Origin of the sequence: Streptomyces sp. ME19-01-6 (genome assembly GCF_033793745.1) — a bacterium.
Classification (GTDB): Bacteria; Actinomycetota; Actinomycetes; order Streptomycetales; family Streptomycetaceae; genus Streptomyces.
The window spans coordinates 170,339-191,904 of sequence record NZ_JARAXF010000009.1 but is presented as its reverse complement, the minus strand read 5'-3'; the positions used below and the strand labels follow the sequence as shown (position 1 = coordinate 191,904).

General features: G+C 72.7%; 11 protein-coding genes and 1 tRNA gene. 11 read left to right on the top strand and 1 reads right to left on the bottom strand.

The window, feature by feature from the left end; translation table 11 throughout:
- Window positions 1-80: 80 nt before the first annotated feature.
- From PV419_RS22405 to PV419_RS22365, 9 genes are all read left to right on the top strand, one after another.
- The gene (locus PV419_RS22405; RefSeq protein ID WP_319691560.1) at window positions 81-1,646 is read left to right on the top strand and encodes a methyltransferase; all 1,566 of its coding nucleotides are present in this window, start codon (window positions 81-83) and stop codon (window positions 1,644-1,646) included.
- Between the two features lie 238 nt (window positions 1,647-1,884).
- The gene (locus PV419_RS22400; protein WP_319691559.1) at window positions 1,885-2,082 is read left to right on the top strand and encodes a hypothetical protein; all 198 of its coding nucleotides are present in this window, start codon (window positions 1,885-1,887) and stop codon (window positions 2,080-2,082) included.
- A gap of 209 nt (window positions 2,083-2,291) precedes the next feature.
- A complete protein-coding gene (topA, locus tag PV419_RS22395; RefSeq protein ID WP_319691557.1) occupies window positions 2,292-5,171 on the top strand; it encodes a type I DNA topoisomerase in 2,880 nt (959 codons plus the stop codon).
- A gap of 215 nt (window positions 5,172-5,386) precedes the next feature.
- A complete protein-coding gene (tmk, locus tag PV419_RS22390; protein ID WP_319691555.1) occupies window positions 5,387-8,674 on the top strand; it encodes a dTMP kinase in 3,288 nt (1,095 codons plus the stop codon).
- A 172-nt stretch (window positions 8,675-8,846) separates the two neighbouring features.
- A complete protein-coding gene (locus PV419_RS22385; RefSeq protein ID WP_319691553.1) occupies window positions 8,847-10,091 on the top strand; it encodes a DNA polymerase III subunit delta' in 1,245 nt (414 codons plus the stop codon).
- Window positions 10,092-10,228: 137 nt separating this feature from the next.
- Window positions 10,229-11,770, top strand: coding sequence for an alpha/beta hydrolase (locus PV419_RS22380; protein WP_319691551.1), 1,542 nt, complete (start codon window positions 10,229-10,231; stop codon window positions 11,768-11,770).
- Window positions 11,771-11,888: 118 nt separating this feature from the next.
- Window positions 11,889-11,962, top strand: a tRNA-Thr gene (locus PV419_RS22375).
- A 1,276-nt stretch (window positions 11,963-13,238) separates the two neighbouring features.
- Entirely contained in the window at window positions 13,239-14,558 is a 1,320-nt protein-coding gene (locus PV419_RS22370; protein ID WP_319691549.1) for an aromatic acid/H+ symport family MFS transporter, read from the top strand.
- The gene (locus tag PV419_RS22365; protein ID WP_319691548.1) at window positions 14,555-16,906 is read left to right on the top strand and encodes a hypothetical protein; all 2,352 of its coding nucleotides are present in this window, start codon (window positions 14,555-14,557) and stop codon (window positions 16,904-16,906) included. The genes PV419_RS22370 and PV419_RS22365 overlap by 4 nt, the downstream gene beginning before the upstream one ends.
- Window positions 16,907-16,964: 58 nt before the next feature.
- On the opposite strand, the gene PV419_RS22360 is transcribed toward PV419_RS22365, so the two are convergent.
- The gene (locus PV419_RS22360; RefSeq protein WP_319691546.1) at window positions 16,965-17,780 is read right to left on the bottom strand and encodes a PaaX family transcriptional regulator C-terminal domain-containing protein; all 816 of its coding nucleotides are present in this window, start codon (window positions 17,778-17,780) and stop codon (window positions 16,965-16,967) included.
- A gap of 204 nt (window positions 17,781-17,984) precedes the next feature.
- On the opposite strand from PV419_RS22360, the gene PV419_RS22355 reads away from it, so the two are divergent.
- Window positions 17,985-19,520 (top strand): FAD-dependent monooxygenase, encoded by a 1,536-nt coding sequence (locus PV419_RS22355; RefSeq protein ID WP_319691545.1) that lies wholly within the window; start codon window positions 17,985-17,987, stop codon window positions 19,518-19,520.
- On the top strand, window positions 19,517-21,556 hold the full coding sequence (locus PV419_RS22350) for an acetate--CoA ligase family protein (RefSeq protein ID WP_319691544.1): 2,040 nt from the start codon (window positions 19,517-19,519) through the stop codon (window positions 21,554-21,556). Before PV419_RS22355 ends, PV419_RS22350 begins: the two co-directional genes overlap by 4 nt.
- Window positions 21,557-21,566: the final 10 nt, after the last annotated feature.

The following is a 21,566-nucleotide window of genomic DNA, read 5'->3' as shown; positions in this document are numbered from 1 at the left end:
CCCCCAACCGCCCGACGCCGTCCGCCGACTGCCCTTGCCCGGCGTCGCCCGCTGTCAGTGGTTCCCCCGACAATGGGGGCGTGAGTACGCACCGCCTCCCCAGCCCCGCCGGCCCCGAGCGCATCGCCCGCCTGCGCGACGCCCTGCTGGCCGCCGCCTTCACCGCCGACGGCCTGCTGGACCTGCTCGGCGCGCCCGCCTACGCCGCCCTGGCGCGCAGCGAGACCGTCCCCGCCCTGCGCGCCACACGGGGCGACAGCCCGCTGGAGGCGCTGGTGCGGCTCTTCCTGCTGCAGCGCCCGGTGGCGTACGGGCGGGCGGCCGCAGCCCTGCCCGCCGAGGACTGCCTCGCCGACGGCTGGCTGGTGCGCGACGGCGACAAGGTGCGGGCGACGGTCGACGTGCGCCCGTACGGCGGCCCGCGGGGCGAGGACTGGTGGATCGTCTCCGACCTGGGCTGTGCGGTCGGCGGCGCGGGAGGCATCGGCGGGCCCGGTGGATCGCAGGGCGGCGTGGACCGCTCCGGTCTTGTCCTCGGCGTCGGCGGGGCGTCCACGACCCTCGCCGGTCTCACGGTCCGCGCCCCGGTGGCCCGGGCCCTCGACCTGGGCACCGGCTCGGGCATCCAGGCGCTGCACGCCTCCCGCCACGCCGCCTCCGTCACCGCCACGGACGCCAATCCGCGTGCCCTGCGCATCGCCCGGCTCACCCTCGCCCTGTCCGGCGCGGCGGCCGCCGATCTGCGGGAGGGGTCGCTCTTCGAGCCGGTCGCCGACGAGACGTACGACCTGATCGTCTCCAATCCGCCCTTCGTGATCTCGCCGCCGTCCTCCGAGGGGGACCGGCTGGTCTACCGGGACGGCGGGATGTCCGGCGACGACCTGTGCCGCACCCTGGTCCAGCGGTCCGCCGGCCATCTCACCGACGGCGGTTGGTGCCAGCTGCTGGCCAACTGGCAGCATGTGGAGGGGGAGGACTGGCGCGAGCGGATCGCCTCCTGGGTGCCGAGCGGGTGCGACGCGTGGATCGTGCAGCGCGAGGTGCAGGACATCACGCAGTACGCGGAGTTGTGGCTGCGGGACGCCGGGGCCCATCTCGCCGGTCCCGCCGAGTACGCCGCGCGGTACGACGCCTGGCTGGAGGAGTTCGAGGCCCGCAAGACCAGGGCCGTCGGGTTCGGTTGGATCACCCTGCGCAAGTCCGGGGCCGACCGCCCGGCCGTGACCGCGGAGGAGTGGCCGCACCCCGTGGAGCAGCCGCTGGGCGATGCTGTGGTGGGCCACTTCGAGCGGCAGGACTTCCTGCGTACGCACGACGACGCGGCGCTGCTTGCCGCCCGCTTCGGGCTGGCCGACGAGGTCGTCCAGGAGCAGGTGGGGCTGCCCGGGGCGGAGGATCCGGAGCATGTGGTGCTCCGTCAGAACCGCGGCATGCGGCGGGCGACGAAGGTGGACACGGTCGGTGCGGGGTTCGCGGGGGTGTGCGACGGCACGCTCAGCGCGGGCCGCATCATGGATGCGATCGCCCAGCTCCTCGGGGAGGACCCGGTGGTGCTGCGCGACCGCGCCCCCGAGTCGATCCGGCTTCTGGTCGAGCAGGGGTTCCTGCGTCCGGTGGACGAGCCGGTGGACCAGTCGGCGGACTAACCGGGCGGTGGACGAGTCGGCGCACCAGACAGCGGACGAGTTTCGGTGGGCCGGACGGCGGACGGGCGGGGGAGGCAGGGGTAGTGCGCCGGAGCGCGCACGACGCTCCGGGCCCGCCCGGATGGCAAGAAGTTGCCACCCGGGGGCGTGATCATGGCCGGAAGCGCCGGAAGAGCGGGTCGTGCGCTGTTCACCCGCGGTTCGCGTGCACGCCGTGCGCGGGTGCCACGCTCTCCCCATGGAGAGGGGACCCGCGATCTTCGCCGGTGCGGCATTCGTCGTGTTCGGCGCCGCGCTGCTGCTGTGGACAGCGGCGCGAACGCGGCTGCGTGCGCCGGTCGCGCATGGTGTGAGCCCTGTCGCTTCGGCGGTCCTCTCCGTTCTCTTCGGCGCCGCCGCTCTGGGCGGCGGGATCTGGTGCCTGATTTACGCCTGACAGGGCCCTCGCACGGCGCCGAGTGCCGGTCCGGGCGGCAGACAGGACGCTTGTCGGGTTACCGTTCGAGTGGCGTTGCGGGCTTTTTCCGTTTGACACGGGGCCGGGAGGTACCGTCACACTCCGCAGCGTCACCGTAGTGGTGTACGTGTACGCGTAACCATGAGTAGTGCCCGTTCACCGAGCGTCGACCGGAGAGAAGAGCGAAGTTGTCCCCGACCAGCGAGACCGCACAGGGCGGCCGTCGACTCGTCATCGTCGAGTCGCCCGCCAAGGCGAAGACGATCAAGGGCTATCTCGGCCCGGGCTACGTCGTCGAAGCCAGCGTCGGGCACATCCGGGACCTGCCGAACGGTGCGGCCGAGGTGCCCGACCAGTACACCGGGGAGGTCCGCCGCCTCGGTGTGGACGTCGAACACGACTTCCAGCCCGTCTATGTCGTCAACGCTGACAAGAAGAGCCAGGTCAGGAAGCTCAAGGAGCTGCTCGCCGACTCGGACGAGCTCTTCCTGGCCACCGATGAGGACCGCGAGGGCGAGGCCATCGCCTGGCACCTCCAGCAGGTGCTCAAGCCCAAGGTCCCGGTCCGCCGGATGGTCTTTCACGAGATCACCAAGGACGCGATCCGCGCGGCCGTCGCCAATCCGCGCGAGCTGAACCAGCGGCTGGTCGACGCCCAGGAGACCCGCCGCATCCTCGACCGCCTCTACGGCTATGAAGTCTCGCCGGTCCTGTGGAAGAAGGTCATGCGTGGCCTGTCCGCAGGCCGCGTCCAGTCGGTGGCCACCCGCCTGGTCGTCGAGCGCGAGCGTGAGCGCATCGCCTTCCGCTCCGCCGAGTACTGGGACCTGACCGGCACCTTCGCGACCGGCCGGGCCGGGGACACCAGTGACCCCGGCACCTTCGGCGCCCGGCTGACCGCCGTTGACGGCCGCCGTGTCGCCCAGGGCCGCGACTTCACCTCGACCGGGCAGCTCAAGGGCGGCGCCCAGGTCCTGCACCTGGACGAGGCGGGCGCCCGTGGGCTGGCCGCGGCCCTCGTGGACACCGCCTTCACGGTGCGCTCCGTCGAGTCCAAGCCGTACCGCCGCTCGCCGTACGCCCCGTTCCGTACCACCACCCTGCAGCAGGAGGCCAGCCGCAAGCTGGGCTTCGGTGCCAAGGCGACCATGCAGGTGGCGCAGAAGCTGTATGAGAACGGCTTCATCACCTATATGCGTACGGACTCCACCACCCTGTCCGAGACGGCGGTGGCGGCGGCCCGGGCGCAGGTCACCCAGCTGTACGGCGCCGACTACCTGCCGGACAAGCCGCGCACCTACGCGGGCAAGGTCAAGAACGCCCAGGAGGCGCACGAGGCCATCCGCCCCTCGGGAGACCGCTTCCGTACCCCGGCGGAGACCGGTCTCACCGGCGACCAGTTCCGGCTGTACGAGCTGATCTGGAAGCGGACCGTCGCCTCCCAGATGAAGGACGCGGTCGGCAACTCCGTGACCGTCAAGATCGGCGGCAGGGCGAGCGACGGCCGTGACGCCGAGTTCTCCGCCTCCGGCAAGACGATCACCTTCCACGGCTTCATGAAGGCCTATGTGGAGGGCGCGGACGACCCGAACGCCGAGCTCGACGACCGCGAGCGGCGCCTGCCGCAGGTCACCGAGGGCGACCGGCTGTCCGCCGAGGAGATCACCGCCGACGGCCACGCCACCAAGCCCCCGGCCCGCTACACCGAGGCCTCGCTGGTCAAGGAGCTCGAAGAGCGCGAGATCGGCCGCCCGTCGACCTACGCCTCGATCATCGGGACCATCCTGGACCGCGGCTATGTCTTCAAGAAGGGCACCGCGCTTGTCCCGTCCTTCCTGAGCTTCGCCGTCGTCAACCTGCTGGAGAAGCACTTCGGCCGGCTGGTCGACTACGACTTCACCGCCAAGATGGAGGACGACCTCGACCGCATCGCGCGCGGCGAGGCCCAGGCCGTGCCGTGGCTCAAGCGCTTCTACTTCGGCGAGGGTGCCACCGCGTCCGGCACCGAGGGCGGCGCAGCCAAGGCCGGAAACGCCGCCGAGGCCGGAAACGGCGACGGCGACCACCTCGGCGGCCTGAAGGACCTGGTCACCGACCTCGGCGCGATCGACGCCCGCGAGATCTCCTCCTTCCCCGTGGGCGACGGCATCGTGCTGCGGGTCGGCCGCTACGGCCCGTACGTCGAGCGGGTGACCGAGACCGCCGAGGGCGAGACCGGGCAGCGCGCCGACGTCCCCGACGACATGCCGCCGGACGAGCTGACCGTCGCGTACGCGGAGGAGCTGCTCGCCAAGCCGAGCGGCGACTTCGAGCTCGGGACCGACCCGGAGACCGGCCGCAAGATCGTCGCCAAGGACGGCCGCTACGGCCCGTACGTCACCGAAGTGCTCCCCGAGGACACCCCGAAGACCGGCAAGAACGCGGTCAAGCCGCGCACCGCCTCGCTCTTCAAGTCGATGTCCCTGGACACGGTGACCCTCCAGGACGCGCTGCGGCTCATGTCGCTGCCCCGCGTGGTCGGCACCGACCCCGAGGGCGTCGAGATCACCGCGCAGAACGGCCGCTACGGCCCGTATCTGAAGAAGGGCACCGACTCGCGCTCGCTCGACAGCGAGGAGCGGCTCTTCACGATCACCCTCGACGAGGCGCTCGCGATCTACGCGCAGCCCAAGCAGCGCGGCCGGGCCGCGGCAAAGCCGCCGCTGAAGGAGCTGGGCACCGACCCGGTCAGCGAGCGGCCGGTGGTGGTTAAGGACGGTCGCTTCGGCCCGTACGTCACCGACGGCGAGACCAACGCGACCCTGCGCCGTGACGACGACGTCGAGACGATCACCCCGGAGCGCGGCTTCGAGCTGCTCGCCGAGAAGCGCGCCAAGGGCCCGGCCAAGAAGACCGCCAAGAAGACGGCGGCTAAGAAGACGACGACGGCCAAGAAGACGGCCGCCAAGAAGACGACCGCCGCCAAGAAGACCGCCGCGAAGAAGACGACCACGGCCAAGAAGACCGCGGCGAAGAAGACGGCGACGGCGGCCAAGGCGGCCACGAAGCCGGCCGCCGAGGCCGACTGAACGGGCTGGCTGCACCAGACGGGTTGAACCGACTGGCTGGATCAGACGGCTGAATCGGCTGGCTGCACCGGCCGCTGAATCAGACGGCCGAGCCGGGCGCCGCGGCCCACCGAACCCGGTGGCCGAGTCGGCTGAACCCGGCGGATCACGCGGACGCCCGCCCGTTTGTTCGGGCGGGTGGCTGTGTATTCACGTGATCCGGATAGGCTTGCGGGATGACGCGAGAGCAGCCTACGGACGTGACCACCACATCCGGCGCCCTTGCCGCGGATTCCCGCGAGCGTGCCGTACGAGCCCTGCTGCGCCATCCGCCCCTGCGCCGCCTGTGGAGCGCCCAGCTCGTCGGCGGCACGGCGGACGCGCTGGCCGTCCTGGTGCTCGTCCTGCTGTCGCTGCAGGCGTCCGTCGCCACGGGCGCCTTCGGCGACGGCTACCGCGGCGCGGCCCTCGCCGTCGCGGCGGTCCTGGGCGTGCGGCTCCTGGCGACGGTGCTGTTCGGGGCGGTGCTGCTCGGCCCGCTGTCCACGCTGGTCGGGCCGTCGGGGCCGCTGGACCGCCGCTGGACCATGATCGGCTCGGACGCGGTGCGGCTGGCGCTGCTCGTCGTCGCCCCGCTGTGGATCGACTGGACCCCCGACGACGCCGTCGCCTGGCTGCTCATCACCACCTTCGTCATCGGCGTCGCCGAGCGGCTGTGGACCGTGGCCAAGGACGGCGCGGCGCCCGGGCTGCTCCCGGCCCCGCCCGCCGAGGGCGCGGCCGTCCGCCCGCTGCCGGACCACCTCGACGCGCTGCGCCGACTGTGGCTCCGTACCAACTTCGTCGCGCTGCCCATCGCCGCCGCCGCGCTGCTCGCCGCCACGCTCTTCGCCAGGCTGCTCGCCACCGGCGTCGTGTGGTTCGACGGCCACCAGGCGGCCCTGGGGTCGTACGTCGGCGCCGGGCTCTTCGCCGCCTCCGTGTCGATCCTGTACTTCGTCGAGCTGCCCGGCGCGCAGACCCCCCGCGCGCGCTCCCCCCTGGAGGGGCTGCGCCGCCCGCGCGCCGCGTCCGGCTCCGGCCCCGACAAGGGCCGTACCGGCGCCGTCCCGCTGCTGATCCTCGCCTGCGCCGCCGTGGCGGCCGCGGTCGCCGCCGCCGTCGGCGTGGCCGCGCTGCAGGCGGTCGACCTCGGCGGCGGGCCGGTCGCCTTCTCGCTGCTCGTACTGGCCCTCGGCGGCGGCCCGGCCGTCGGCGTCCGCTGGGCCCCCAAGGTCCTGCCCGGCCTCTCGCGGCGCCGCCTGCTGGCGCTCTCGATCGCGCTGACCGGGCTGGCGCTGCTGGTCGCGGGCCTGGTCCACGACACCACGACCGTGGTGCTGATCGCCGTGATCGCCGGGGTCTCGGCGGGTATCGCCGCCAACACCGGCCACATCCTGCTCGACCAGGAGACCGAGGAGTCCCGCCGGGCCCGTACGACCGAGCACCTGCACGCCGTCGTCCGCGTCCTCGTCGGGCTCGGCGCGGTCGCCGCCCCGCTGCTGGCCGCCGTGATCGGACCGCACCGGCTGGGCAGCGGCGACTTCGTCTTCGCCCACGGCGGCGCGGCCTTCACCCTCATGCTCGTCGGCGCCCTGCTGCTGCCCGTCGCCGCCCTCGTCCTCGGCAAGACCGACGACCGCCAGGGCGTGCCGCTGCGGCACGACCTGCGCGAGGCGCTGCGCGGCGCCGACCCCGTGGAGGCACCGGCCGGGACCGGCTTCTTCATCGTCGTCGAGGGCGGTGACGGAGCGGGCAAGACCACCCAGGTCGAGGCGCTCGCGGAGTGGATCAGGGCCAAGGGCCACGAAGTCGTGGTGACCCGGGAGCCGGGCGCGACCGCCATCGGCAAGCGGCTCCGCTCGATCCTGCTCGACGTCTCCTCGGCGGGGATCTCCCACCGGGCGGAGGCGCTGCTGTACGCGGCCGACCGCGCCGAGCACGTCGACTCCGTGGTCCGCCCGGCGCTGGAGCGCGGCGCGGTCGTCATCTCGGACCGCTACATCGACTCGTCCGTCGCCTACCAGGGCGCCGGCCGCGACCTCGCCCCGACCGAGATCGCCCGCATCTCGCGCTGGGCGACCAACGGCCTCGTGCCGCATCTGACGGTGCTGCTCGACGTCGCGCCGGAGACCGCGCGGGAGCGCTTCACCGAGGCCCCGGACCGGCTCGAGTCCGAGCCCGCCGAGTTCCACCAGCGGGTACGGAACGGATTCCTGACCCTCGCGGCGGCCGACCCGGCCCGCTACCTCGTCGTCGACGCCGGCCAGCTGCCCGAGGCCGTCACCGCCGTCGTACGCCACCGTCTTGACCTGGTGCTGCCGCTGTCCGAGGCGGAGGTGAAGGCCCAGGAGGAGGCCCGGCTCAAGGCCGAGGAAGAGGCGCGCCGCAAGGCCGAGGAGGAGGCCCGCCGCAAGGCGGAGGAGGAGCGGCTGGAGCGCGAGCGGCAGGAGGCCCTCGCCAAGGCGCGCGCCGAGGAAGAGGAGCGCAAGCGCCGCGAGCTGGAGGAGGCCCGGCAGCGCGAGGCCGAGCGGCAGGCGGAGGAGGCCCGCAAGCGGGCCGAGGACGCCCGCCGGCGCGCCGAGGAGGAGCGCAAGCGCATCGAGGCCGAGGACCGGGCCCGCGCCGCCGAGGAGGAGCGGCGCCGCCGCGAGGCCGAGGAGGAGGCCCGGCTGCGGGCCGAGGCGGAGGAGCGCCGCCTGGAGAAGCAGCGCAAGGCGGAGGAGGCGCTGCTGCGGGCCGAGCAGGCGCGGCTGGCGGCGGAGGCGGGCACGTCCGGCTCCGCGAGCACGCCGCCCGTCCCGCCCGCTGCCCCGCCCGTCCCGCCCGCTGCCCCGCCCGTCCCGCCCGCCCCGGCGGCTTCCCCTTCCGCAGGTGCTTCCCGGACCTCGGGTGCTGACGCGCCGACCGTCGAGACCCCGGCCGCGGTCCCGCCGGCCCCCGCCCCGGCCGACGACGCGGACACGACGGAGACCGTCCAGACGCCGCGCGTCGACCCCCGGACCGCCCGCCCCGGCGAAGGGGCCACCGACGCCGACGCGACCGCCGTGCTGCCGCCCGTACGGCCGCAGGGCGGCTCGGACGCCGAGGAGACGGCCGTACTGCCCAAGCCGCCTTCCCCGCCCGCCGGGCAGGCGGGCGCGGCCGACGAGACGGCCGTCCTGCCGCCCGTACGGGACGACCGGCCCGCCGACTCCCGGCCCGCCGACTCTGCGTCCGGGGACCCGGCCGACCGGGTGCCGCCGTGGCTGTTCCGTCCGGAGGAGCGGCAGGGGGGTGAGCAGGGCGGCGAGCAGGGGAACGACCTCACCCGCGAGCTCCCGCAGTTCGGCGAGGGGCAGCCGCACCGGCAGCCCGAGCCGCCGCACCGCCCCCGGCAGCGGCGCCGCCCGGAGTGGGCGGAGGAGACCCCGCTGGACGACCTGCCGACGCTGGCCGACGAACTGCTGGGCCCGCGTGACGACGAGGACGGGCGCCGCCGCTGACCCGATGAGGCCGCCCGCGCTGTGGTGGTGCCCGGACGGTGGGTGCTGCCGGTGTGCGTGACGGCGCCGGCAGCGCGTGGCGGTGTTTGTCGGCGCGTGTCGGCGCTTGGCGGCGCTTGTCGGTGGCGTGGCCCACAATGGGATGCCGTAAGGACGAGCGGCGGAGGCGGTCATGGCGGTGTGGGACGACCTGGTCGGACAGGACCGGGTGGCGAGCCAGCTGACCGCTGCCGCGCGCGACGCGGACGCGCTGGTCACGGCCGTCGCGTCCGGCGCCGCGTCCGCAGGTGCGTCGGTCGGCGCGGCCGAGGCGCCGCCCGCCTCGTCGAAGATGACCCACGCCTGGCTGTTCACCGGCCCGCCCGGCTCCGGCCGTGCCGCCGCCGCCCGCGCCTTCGCCGCCGCGCTGCAGTGCGTGAGCCCCGACCGGGCGCTCGGCGGCGCCCCCGGCTGCGGCTTCTGCGAGGGCTGCCACACCTCGCTGGTCGGGACGCACGCCGACGTCGAGGTGGTGCGTACGGACCTGCTGAGCATCGGCGTGAAGGAGACCCGCGACCTCGTCCGCCGCGCCCAGCTCTCGCCGGCCGGCGGCCGCTGGCAGGTGATCGTCCTGGAGGACGCCGACCGTCTGACCGAGGGCGCGGGAAATGTTCTGCTGAAGGCCGTCGAGGAGCCCGCGCCCCGTACGGTGTGGCTGCTGTGCACGCCCTCCCTGGAGGACGTGCTGCCCACGATCCGCTCCCGCTGCCGGCTGTTGACCCTCCGCACGCCGCCGGTGGACGCCGTCGCGGACCTCCTCGTCCGCCGGGACGGCATCGAGCCCGAGCTCGCCGCCACGGTGGCCCGGGCCACCCAGGGCCATGTCGACCGGGCCCACCGGCTGGCCACCGACGAGCGGGCGCGGGCCCGCCGCGCGGCGGTGTTGAAGATGCCGCTCCGGATCGACGACGTGGGCGGCTGTCTGAAGGCCGCCCAGGAGCTGATCGACGCGGCGGCCGAGGACGCCAAACAGGTCGCGGAGGAGATCGACGCCAAGGAGACCGAGGAGCTGCGCGCCGCCCTGGGGGCGGCCGCCGGGACGGGCGGACGGCTGCCGCGCGGCACCGCCGGAGCCATGAAGGATCTCCAGGACCGCCAGAAGCGCCGCGCGACCCGCACCCAGCGCGACAGCCTCGACCTCGCCCTGACCGACCTCGCGGGCTTCTACCGGGATGTGCTCGCGCTCCAGTTCGGCTCCCGTACGGCCCTTGCCAACACCGACGTCCAGGACGCCGTGGAGCGGATCGCGGCCGGCTCCAAGCCGGAGCGGACGCTGCGCCGGATAGAGGCGGTCAGGGCCTGCCGTGAGGCGCTGGACCGCAATGTGGCGCCGCTGCTGGCGGTCGAGGCGATGACCATGGCGCTGCGCGCAGGCTGAGCCCGCCCGCGCCGCCCGCGATCACCCGTACGAGTCCGCCCTGTCCACAGGCGTTATCCACAGGTGTGTCCACAAACGAGCACGGAACGCGTCGATGCGGCTACGCTCCGGATAACCGATCCAACCGAGGACTGCCGATGGACATCAGCCGCAGCACGCTCCACGCCACCGGCGCCGCCTTCGCGGCCGTCGCCCTGCTGCTCTCCGGCTGCACCTCCGGCGCCGCCTCGCCGCGCACCCCCCCGCCGACGAAGGCGGCGGCCCGGGCCGCCCTCGCGGCGTACTACGAGCAGAAGCTGAGCTGGCACGAATGCGGTGGCGGCGCGGGCTTCGAGTGCGCCACGCTGACGGCCCCGCTGGACTACGCCCGGCCCGCCGACGGCCACGACCTGAAGCTCGCGGTGTCCCGCAAGAAGGCCGGCGGCCCCGGCGAGCGGCTCGGCTCCCTCATGGTCAACCCCGGCGGCCCGGGCGGCTCCGCGATCGAGTATCTGCAGAGCTACGCGGGCATCGGCTACCCGGCCCGGGTCCGTGCCCGCTACGACATGGTGGCCATGGACCCGCGCGGCGTGGCCGCCAGCGAGCCCATCACCTGTCTGGGTGACAAGCAAATGGACGCCTTCACCCAGACCGACCAGACTCCCGACGCTCCCGCCGAGACCCGCCGCCTCGTCGCCTCGTACCAGAAGTTCGCGCGCGGCTGCGCGACCCGCTCGGGCGAGATCCTCGGCCATGTCTCGACCGTGGAGGCGGCACGCGACATGGACCTGCTGCGTGCGGTCCTCGGCGACCGGAAGCTCACCTACGTCGGCGCCTCGTACGGCACCTTCCTCGGCGCGACCTACGCCGACCTCTTCCCGCGCCGCGTCGGCCGTCTCGTCCTCGACGGCGCGCTCGATCCGGCGTTGTCCTCCGAGCGGATCAACCGCGACCAGACCGCCGGCTTCGAGACCGCCTTCACCGCCTTCGCCCAGGACTGCGTGCGCCGCACGGGCTGCCCCCTGGGCACCCGGGACGTCGCCCAGGCCCGCGAGCGGCTCACGGCCTTCTTCACCCGCCTGGACGCCCACCCCGTACCCACTGGCGAGAACCGCCGCCTCGGCGAGTCCCTGGCCACCACCGGCGTGCTCGCCGCCCTCTACGACGAGGGCGCCTGGCCCCAACTGCGCACCGCCCTCCGCTCGGCCATGCGCGGCGACGGCAGCGGCCTGCTCACCCTCGCCGACCTCTACTACGAGCGCGACGGCGACGGCTCGTACGCCAACCTCATGTACGCCAACCCCGCCGTCAACTGCCTCGACCTCCCGCCCGCCTTCCGCACCCCCGCCGACGTCCGCAAGGCCATCCCCGTCTTCCAGAAGGCGTCCCCCGTGTTCGGCAAGGCTCTCGCCTGGTCCGCCCTGAACTGCGCCTACTGGCCCGTACATCCCACCGGCACCCCCCGCCCCCTGCACGCCAAGGGCGCCGCTCCCATCGTCGTCGTCGGCACCACCCGCGACCCCGCCACCCCCTACACCTGGGCCCGCTCCCTGTCCTCCCAGCTCACCTCCGCCACCCTCCTCACCTACGACGGCGACGGCCACACCGCCTACGGCCGCGGCAGCGCCTGCATCGACACCGCCATCGACACCTACCTCCTGACCGGCGCCCCGCCGCCCGCCAACAAACGCTGCAGCTGACCTGCGCCGACGCTTCGTACCCGGACCACCCGGCCGTCGCGATCAACCCCGTACGGAGCACCCCTCGAAACTGTGTAGACTTGGCGGCGCTGCTGATGCCAACCTGGCCAGGCAGCATGCCGCCTTAGCTCAGTCGGCCAGAGCGACGCACTCGTAATGCGTAGGTCAAGGGTTCGATTCCCTTAGGCGGCTCCGTGGAAACCGCAGGTCAGGACCTCTGACCTGCGGTTTTTGGTTTTCTTGGCCATGTGAATGGCGGCGCCGAGGCTCTGATGGCCTACGTATCCGAATGCATAGGTCCGAGGTTCAACGGAATGGGCTCGGTCGGCGAGAAAATAGGTTTTGACTTGCTGCTTCTTCAGTAGCCGACTCGTGGCGGCGCCCGCCTTGGGTGAGTTGGGGTGCGCCCGGGGAGCGCATTGGTGCGGAGGGGGTTCAGGGGTGGCGCGAGGAGGGCCGCCGGAATGGTCCGAATTGTGGCAACAGGATGGGAGTGAGGGGCTCCTTGGGCCCTCTCGGGGCCGGCTTGGACTTTGTGGTCGTGCCACAAGGGAAGCGTCGGTGATGGTGCGCATGGAGCCGCAGTCGAGTTGTCACTTCAAGCGAGCGGCGTCGGCGCCGGACGTGGACCCGGGGGTGGCGGGAGTGGTCGGGTTCGGCCACCCGGAGGTCTCTCGGGGGACGGAGGCGGCCTCACGGGGGTGGCGAGGGGGGAGCGGAGGAAGTCGGCGTACGGGCTGGAGCGGTTGGGCCCGGTCGCGGTCACGACGTCCTGGATCACGGCCGAAGCCGCGCCCTGCCGCTGGAACCGTCGGGCGACCGGGTTCAGGGCCGTGTCCGAAGTGAAGTGTTTGATGTCCGGCATGTCTCGCTCCGCCCGCTCGAAACAGGGGTTCTGGGAGGGCTGTCCCCATGGCCCTCAATGCCGAGCCGCGCGCCTTGTGTCAAGCCTGCCGACAGTAGTTCCCTGCTGAGATGCGGAAGGCCATGCAGTGGGCCGGCCGGGAGCTCGCCGACTCTGGCCAGGCCGACAGTCACCTGGCCGCCGGCGCACAAGTCCTGCGCTTCGCCCTGCCCTCGTGGCCGGACGGACGCTGTCCCTGAACGCACTGTTCGCCGACGGCCCGGTCGTCCTCATCTCCTGCCTCGACGCCTGGTGCCTCGTGCTGTGGCATCGCCCTGTGCGTCCTCCGGCAGCGCCGTGACGCAGTCACCGCACGCGGCGCCCGTCCGGTCGTCGCCCGCCCGCAGATCCCCGACCAGGGCGGGGGCCGGCGGCGTTGCCTGGCGTGAGCCAGAAGAGGCGTCGCATTCTCCCAACGGTCGTCACAGATTCGGATCGCTACTTGCAGGTTCCCTATCGAGTCCGATTTTTTATGTGTCGATCGATTGACGGTCGTGTTATGCGTGAAACACACTGCCTCACATCTCACAGCTGATGCATGGCATACGCGAAGGAGGCAGCGCAATGAGATCCACATCCACGCGCACCGCTCGGCGCCCAGAGTTCCTGGTGACCGGTCTGTGCTTCGCGGTGATCGTTTTCGACGGATACGACCTGATCGTCTACGGCGCCACAGTGCCGGCGCTGCTGCAGTACAAGGACTGGGGGCTGACCCCGGTGCAGGCCGGCGTCATCGGGAGCTACGCCCTGATCGGCATGCTGGTCGGTGCGCTGATCGCGGGCGCGGTGACCGACGTGGTCGGCCGCCGCAAGGTCATGCTGGCCGGTGTCGGCTGGTTCTCGGCCGCGATGATCGGGTGCGCGCTCGCGCCCGACGCCACCTGGTTCGGTGCCTTCCGGCTGCTCGCAGGGATAGGGCTCGGCGGCGTCATGCCCACTGCCGTGGCCCTCACCGCCGAGTACTCGGACCCGGACCGCCGCAGCCGCAACAACGCGCTCATGTTCTCCGGCTACGCGGTGGGCGGCATCCTCGCCGCCGTCCTGGCCATGGCGCTGCTGCCCGAGCTCGGCTTCCGGTTCATGTACGCGATGGGCGCCGTGCCCCTGCTGATGCTGCCCCTGCTGCTGCGGTACGTGCCGGAGTCGCTGGTGTTCCTGGTCGCCAAGGGGCGCCATGAGCAGGCCGAGCGGACTGCCGCCCGTTTGGGCGTCCCCGTCCCCGACGCCGCTCCTGTCCCCGACGCCGACGACTCCCCGCGTCGGAAGAGCGGCCCCGCCGCCCTGCTCACCGGGCGCCACGTGGTGCCGGCCCTGCTGTTCGCGCTGACCAGCTTCTTCGGTCTGCTGCTGGTCTACGGGCTCAACACCTGGCTCCCGCAGATCATGCGGAGCGCGGGTTACCCCCTGTCGAGTTCGCTGCTCTTCCTGCTGGTGATGAACCTCGGCGCGGTCATCGGATCGGTGCTCTTCGGGCCGCTCGGCGACAGGTACGGCATGAAGCCCCTCACCCTGCTCTCCTTCCTGGCCGCCGCCGTCTCGATGGCCCTGCTCAGCGTGGCCACCGCCGCGCCGCTGATGTACGTCCTCGTCGCCGTGGCGGGCTTCGGCACCATCGGCGCCCAGATCATGGTCCTCGGATACGTGGCCACGCACTTCCCCGTGGAGATCCGGGCCACCGCGCTCGGCTGGACCCTCGGCATCGGCCGCTTCGGCGCCGTCACGGGCCCCCTGTTCGGCGGCGTCCTGCTGGCCTCCGGCGTCAGCACGGAGTGGAACTTCTACGCCTTCGCCCTCCCCGCCGTGCTCGCCACCGCCGTCGTCCTGCTGCTGCCGGGACGGGCCGCGGCACCCGCCCCCGCCGAGATGGAGGTTCGTACCGCATGAGGAACTCATCGAGGTGGCAGCTGCGCTGCCTGACCGTCGCCGTGGCCCTGGCCACGGCGACGGCCGGAGTACCGGCCGCCACGGCCGCGGAGGACACGTCGTCGGTACGAGCCTGGCCCGGCCCGGAGATCCTGGGCGAGCCCGAGGCCGAGGCCCCCCAGCTCGACAACACCGGAATCTGGAAGGCCGATCCGACCCAGGTCTGCATGTCCAGCGCCTACCGCGAGGGCGAGTTCCTCTACCAGGGCTGCCTGTGGGACGACCAGGGCGCCGGCCTCGACCAGGACTGGCCGGTCAACACCCTCCTGAAGACCTACACCTATCCGACCGACCCGGCCTACCGCTCCAACGCCGCCGACCTGGTCGAGCTGCGCACCAAGCCGCTGCAGGACGCGACCGCGTTCCGCGTCACCTACAACACGATGACCGACCCGGGCCTGGTGGCCACCACCATTGCGCTCGGCGACTCGGACAAGCCGCTGCCGGCCCCGCACGGCGCGAACACCGTGATGCCCGCCCAGGTCTTCGTGACCGTGCACGGTACGACGGCCGACGTGGTGAACGCCGCCGACGGCAAGAAGCTGGGCTCGGCGCCCGTGACCGTCGACAAGGAGCGGCGCCAGGTCGAGGTGCGGGTGCCGCACTCCGCGTACGACCCGACCGGTCGCCACGACGTGCGCCTGGCCGCCGCGGCCGGGCTGTGGGACAGGGACAACGACCGTTATCTCGTACCGCGGTTGACCGCCGACGAGCAGCACCCCGGCGGCGCCTCGGCGGACGTGGTGGACCCCTCGGCCTTCTTCGACGTGGCCTTCCGCTACGGCGAGCCGATGGACAGCGCCTGGCGGGACCGGCTGCAGAAGGCCGCGCTGCTCGAAGGGGACATCAGCCGCTTCCACACGGACGTCGACTTCACCAAGCTGGCCGAGGGCGTCGACGACGACATGAACAACAAGCCCGGCGGGGTGCCGACCCACGGCTACATCCAGCGCATCTTCCCCAGCCACTTCGAACTGGCGCAGGGACGCAGGCAGCCGGGCGACCCGGGCGCGCCGCCGACCGGCACGTTCACCCAGCAGGGCGGACTGAACCTGAACCTGACCGACTCCTCGGAGCTCAGCGGCCAGTTCGGCTGGGCGTGCCGCGAGGACTGCGTGCCGGACCTGGCGGGCAGGCTCCAGCGGTACCTGATCTACGTGCCGGACGCCCCCGCGCCGACGGGGGGCTACGCCTCGCTCACCTGGCTGCCCGGCTACGCGCTGACCCCGAACGAACAAGTGGCCGGTGAGAAGGACCTGTTCCACGCGGTGGGCGACCGCCCGGGCGCGCCGACGGCGGTGATCGCGGTCGACGGACGCGGCAACGACGGCTGGGCCTACGGACAATCCGGGGCAAGCACGTTCGAGACGATGGCCGACGCGGCCCGCCACTACAAGCTCGACGCCACGCGCCGCGTCATCAGCGGCTTCTCCAGCGGCGGCTACAGCGCGAACAAGCTGGCCCTGCAGTTCCCGGAGGTCTTCAGCAAGGCGTTCGTCTGCGACGGCCTCGACCGGGCGCCCTCCTTCCCGGGCCTCAACGGCATCGGCGACACCCTGCCGGTGGACACCATCACCCAACACGAGCCCGGCTCCAAGCTCACCCCGCTGCTGCCGTCCCGGCGCGACCAGCCGGTCATGGAGTGGGCCGGCGCCAACGACGACTTCATTCCGTACGTCATCACCCGTGAACGGGCCGACGCCTACGCCAGGAGCGACTTCTACGACTACGAGTTCATCACCTGGTCGGGTGCCGCCGGCGAGCACCTGATCCAGTGCAACAGCGGACTGTGGGACGTCCTGACGCCCTGGCTCGGCGATGGCGTGGGAGTCCCGACTCCCGCGCACGTGACGTACGTACGCAACCCGCTGATGGACGACGCCCGGTTCGGTCTGGTCGGCGACCGCTCCTACTGGCTCTCCGGCATCAACACCCGTAGCACGGACGGCTCGCTGGGCACGATCGACGTGTTCTCCAAGGGCTTCGGGGTGACCGACCCGACCGCGCAGGCGCAGAAGACGACCGTCGGCGCGACGGAGGGCACCACCTCTCCGGTCAACCCGTACCTGCGGGAGTACCGCCACCTCCCGACTCCGCAGAGCGCGACGAAGGCGAACGAGCTCGTCATCGACGCGAAGAACATCGGCGCCGTGACCGTCGACCCGAAGCAGGCGAAGGTCGACTGCAAGGCCAAGTTGCGGGTGACGAGCGACGGCCCGGTGAAGGTCACGCTCACCGGGTGCGGTGCGGCGCGGGAGTTCGGGGCCGGGACGACCGTCCTGGACCTGGTGGACCTGCCGCTGCCGTAGCGCGCACATGCTTCAGGCCCGCCGCCGTGTGATACGGCGGCGGGCCTTGGTGTGTGCGTCAGGTGCGGCCGGCCGGGCGCCCGTCCGCCACCTCGTCGTAGAACCGCTCGGCGGCGGGCCCGAGGAGTTCGTGGGCCTCCAGGAACATCTCGTGCGCCTCGTGGCCCACCCAGCCCGCCGGGAGGAGCTCGGTCGGCAGGTCGGGGTCGCGGAACGGGAACTTGCGGTAGTCGTACGTGAGTTTCATGCGCTCGACCAGCGCTTCCTCGGGGCTGAGGTGCCCGTTCCGGTACGACGGCATCCGGACGCGGTAGGTGCGCAGCAGCTCCCGGTAGTCCTCGTTCAGCGCGTCCAGGTCCCAGCACCGCGTGGCCATCGCGCGGTCGACCGGCAGCCCGGACGACTCGCAGCGCAGGGTGTCCAGCCGGACGGCCGGCTCGTCGGCGAACTTCTCGCGCACCTGCCGGATCCGGTCGTGCGGCGCGACGTACGTGGAGGGGGCCAGCGGGCCGAAGCCCAGCCAGGCCAGCTCCTTGCGGATGCGGTCGCGCACGCCGCGCTCGGTCTCGGGCACCGAGTAGATGACCATGTGCCAGTGCCGGTCCCAGTCGCCCGGTGCCCGGTCGAAGATGCGCGAGCGGCCCTCGTCCAGCATTTGGAGGCTGCGCGTGTTGAGCGCGTACAGCGTCTCCCTGCCTTCGCGCCGGACGTCGAACCAGCCCTCCTTGCGCAGCCGCGCCAGCACCACCCGCACGGTGCTGTCGCCCACGCCGAAGCTCCCCATCAGGGTGCTGAGGGTGCGCAGCCGGGCGGCGCCGCCGCGGTAGCGGACGTAGTCGCCGAAGAGGTCGAAGACGATGGAACGAGGCTTCACGGAACCGACTATGTCACACGGACGGCCGTGCGGAAGATGCGTTTCCCGGTTCTGGCTGATTCTGGTTCCCCGTTTCTTTGCAGGTGGGAGGGCGGTTAGGCTGCGCGTTCTTTGTGTTTCAAATCGTTGACGTCCGTATGTCTGGTGACACATACTGTTGGTGGGTGTGAGCCCGTGCCCGTTCCCGACGTGGAGGCAGGAGCCATGGTTTCTCGGATCGCTTGTGTGGGAGGCGGCCCCGGTGGGCTGTTCTTCGCGGCGCTGATCAAGCAGGCCGATCCGTCGGTCGAGGTGACGGTCTTCGAGCGGAACCGCCCGGAGGACACCTTCGGCTTCGGGGTGGTGTTCTCGGACGCGACCCTGGCCGCCATCCACGCGGCCGACCCGGTCCTGCGTACCGGTCTCGCCGAGCACGGCCGGCACTGGGACGACATCGAGGTACGGCTGAAGGGGCGGCGCGTCCACTGCGGCGGCAACGGCATGGCCGCGATCACCCGCAAGACCCTGCTCCAACTGCTGCACCAGCGGGCCGAGGAGGTCGGCGTCGAGCTGCGGTTCAGCACCGAGATCCCGGCCGATCCCGCACAGCTCGCCGACTACGACCTGATCGTCGCCGCAGACGGAGCGAACTCCCGCTTCCGCGACCGGTTCGCGGACGTGCTCGTGCCGGAGGCGGAGGTCGCGACCGCCAAGTTCATCTGGTTCGGGACCAGTTACCTCTTCGACGGGCTCACCTTCGTGCACGAGCACGGCCCGCACGGCACCTTCGCCGTGCACGGCTACCCGATCAGCGACGAGGTCAGCACCTTCATCGTGGAGACGGACGAGGAGTCCTGGCGGCGGGCGGGCCTCGACGAGTTCGACACCGCGCAGCCGCCCGGCCCGAGCGACGAGAAGAGCAGGCGGTACCTGGAGAAGCTGTTCGCCGAGCAGATCGACGGCCACGAGCTCCTCGTCAACAACTCCCGCTGGGGCAACTTCCGCACCCGGCGCACCCGGCGCTGGCACAGCGGCAACGTCGTCCTGCTCGGCGACGCCGCGCACACCGCGCACTTCTCCGTCGGCTCCGGAACGAAGATGGCCATGGAGGACGCCATCGCGCTCGCCGACAGCCTGATCGCGCATCGGGACGACCTTCCGACCGCACTGGAGGCGTACGAGGCGGCGCGGCAGCCCTCGGTCGCGAAGATCCAGGGCTCCGCGCGGCCGAGTCTGTCCTGGTGGGAGCAGTTCGGGCGCTATCACGACGCGTTCGAGCCGACGCCGTTCGCCTTCCACTTCATGTCGCGCAGCATCGGCAAGGAGCGGATCGCACGGCGTGATCCAAAGTTCGTCGCGCGGGTGGAGGACGACTGGCGTGCGGGGCATGAGGGGCGGACGCCCCTGGACACGCCGCTGATGGTCGGTGGGCGGAGTTTCGCCGGGCGCCGCGTGAGTGCGCAGGAGATCGAGGGCCTGAGGAAAGACGAGGGCTGTCTGTGGCTCACCGCGCCGGACGCGGAGGCGGGCCTGCCCGAGGTGTACGGCCGCCTGGCCGACGAGGTGCCCGTGGAGCTGGTCGCCGTCCATGGCGGAACCCCGCTCACCCGGTCGTTGGTCGCGGAGCAGGCCCGGCTGGTGCACGGAGTGCCCGCGCTGATCGTGGAGGACGGCATGGACGACGACCGCGCCGAGACGCTGCTGCTGTCGGGGCGGGCCGACCTCGTCGGCTCGACGGTGCGCACGGAGGTCCAGGCATGACCACGAACCTGACCCCGATGTTCGCGCCCGAGGGCGTGGCGGTGATCGGCGCCTCGCGGCAGAGCGGCAAGCTCGGCGCCGCCATGGCCCGCTCACTCGCCGCCTTCCCCGGCGCCCGTGCCCTCGTCAACGCGCGCCGCCCGGATCCCGGTGAGGGCGTGTACGCCTCGGTCGCCGAAGCCGCCGCGCACACCGATGCACGGCTCGACCTGGCCGTTCTGTGCGTGCCGGCCTCCGGCTGCGCGGACGCGCTGGCCGAGGCGGCTGCCGCGGGCTGCCGTGCGGCGCTGGTCTGCGCCGGCGGCTTCGGCGAGGCGGGCCCGGAGGGCGAGCAGTACGCCGACGCGCTGCGCCGGGTCGCAGCGGAGACCGGGATCCGGCTGCTCGGCCCCAACACCTCCGGCTTCTTCGCGCCCCACCTGGGGCTGACGGCCAGCTTCGTCCCCGCGGCGGGGCAGCTTCCGGCCGGGGAGATCGCGGTGGTCGCGGCCAGCGGCGGCGTCAACCACGCGCTCGCCTTCGACCTGGCCGACGCGGGCAACGGGATCAGCCTCGGCGTGGGCATCGGAGCGGGCCTCGACGTGAGTGCCGCGGACGTGCTGGAGCACCTCGCCGAGGACGGCCGTACGACGGCTGTGGCCCTGCATGTGGAGACGGTGCCCGACGGGCCGCGCCTGGTGGCCGCCGTGCGCCGGGTCGCCGCCGTCAAGCCGGTCGTGGCGCTGGTCGTCGGCCGCAGCGACGTCGGCGACTTCGCCCGGTCGCACACCGGCGCGCTGGCCACCAGCTGGCGTACGACGCGGGCCGCGCTGCGGCAGGCCGGGGCGGTGGTCGTGGACGACGAACGGGAGCTGGTGGACGCGCTCACTGCGCTCTCCCGCGTGCAGCTCCGCCCGAACCAGGACCCGGGGCTCGGCATCGTGACCGCCCAGGCGGGTCCGGGGCTGCTGCTGGCGGACCGGGCGGGCGCCGACGGCGTACGCATGCCGACGCTCGCCGAGTCCACGCAGGAGACCCTGGGCGGGCTTCTGCCCCCACTGACCTACCAGCGCAACCCGGTCGACACCGGCCGGCCCGGCGAGACCTTCGCCCGGGTGCTCGGTACCACCGCCGACGATCCGGCCGTGGACCTGCTGGCCGTCTACGCCCTGACCGAGCCCGACAGCGTCGACCTCGCCTCGGCCGCCCAGGACGCCGGCCTCGGCGCGGACTTCCCGGCCGTGGTGGTCGTCGGCGGCCTCCACGAGGACGTCGCCGAGCAGCGGGCGCGGCTGCACAAGGCGGGCATCCCGGCGCTCACGGGGCCTTCCTCCGCCGCCAACGCCGTACGGGCGCTGGTGACGCATGCGCGGCAGGGAGCCCGGTCGGCCCCCGAGAGGGAGCTCCGCGCGGGCCACCGTGTGCCCGAAGGTCCCCTCGACGAGGATGCCGCCAAGACCTTCCTGGCCGACCTCGGGATCCGCACCCCCGACCGGGTCGCCTGCCGTGACCGCGCCGAGGCGCACTACGCGCTGCGCATGCTGGGCGGGCCGGTGGCGGTGAAGGTCCTCGACGCTGAGATTCTGCACAAGACGGAGATCGGCGGGGTGCACCTCGGCGTCCGCACCCCTGCGGAGCTCGACGTGGCGCTGGACGCCATCGGCTCCGACCGCCGCTACCTCGTCGAGTCGATGGCCCCGTCCGGCGTCGACCTCGTCCTCGGGGTGCGGCGGGACCCGGTCTTCGGGCCGGTCGTGCTGGCCGGGCTGGGCGGCACGGCCGCCGAGGCGCTCGCCGACGTGGCGATCCGGCTCGCCCCGCTGTCCGAGGCCGAGGCCGCGGCCATGCCGGACGAGCTGGCCGCCCGTGCGCTGCTCGACGGCTGGCGCGGCGGGCCGGTGCTCGACCGCGCCGAGTTCGGCCGGGTCGCCGCCACGCTCGCCGCCGCCCTGGCCGCAAGCCCGGACACCGCCGAGATCGAGATCAACCCGCTGCGGCTCACCGCCGACGGCCTGATCGGGCTCGACGCTGTGATCGTCGATCGTCCCCACCGGTAAGGAGAACGAC

Bases quoted from the DNA above. Each gene is read 5' to 3' on its own strand.
- PV419_RS22365 (WP_319691548.1), top strand. From the start codon at position 14,555: ATGAGGAACTCATCGAGGTGGCAGCTGCGCTGCCTGACCGTCGCCGTG.
- PV419_RS22350 (WP_319691544.1), top strand. From the start codon at position 19,517: ATGACCACGAACCTGACCCCGATGTTCGCGCCCGAGGGCGTGGCGGTG.
- PV419_RS22385 (WP_319691553.1), top strand. From the start codon at position 8,847: ATGGCGGTGTGGGACGACCTGGTCGGACAGGACCGGGTGGCGAGCCAG.
- PV419_RS22380 (WP_319691551.1), top strand. From the start codon at position 10,229: ATGGACATCAGCCGCAGCACGCTCCACGCCACCGGCGCCGCCTTCGCG.
- PV419_RS22370 (WP_319691549.1), top strand. From the start codon at position 13,239: ATGAGATCCACATCCACGCGCACCGCTCGGCGCCCAGAGTTCCTGGTG.
- tmk (WP_319691555.1), top strand. From the start codon at position 5,387: ATGACGCGAGAGCAGCCTACGGACGTGACCACCACATCCGGCGCCCTT.
- PV419_RS22400 (WP_319691559.1), top strand. From the start codon at position 1,885: ATGGAGAGGGGACCCGCGATCTTCGCCGGTGCGGCATTCGTCGTGTTC.
- PV419_RS22355 (WP_319691545.1), top strand. From the start codon at position 17,985: ATGGTTTCTCGGATCGCTTGTGTGGGAGGCGGCCCCGGTGGGCTGTTC.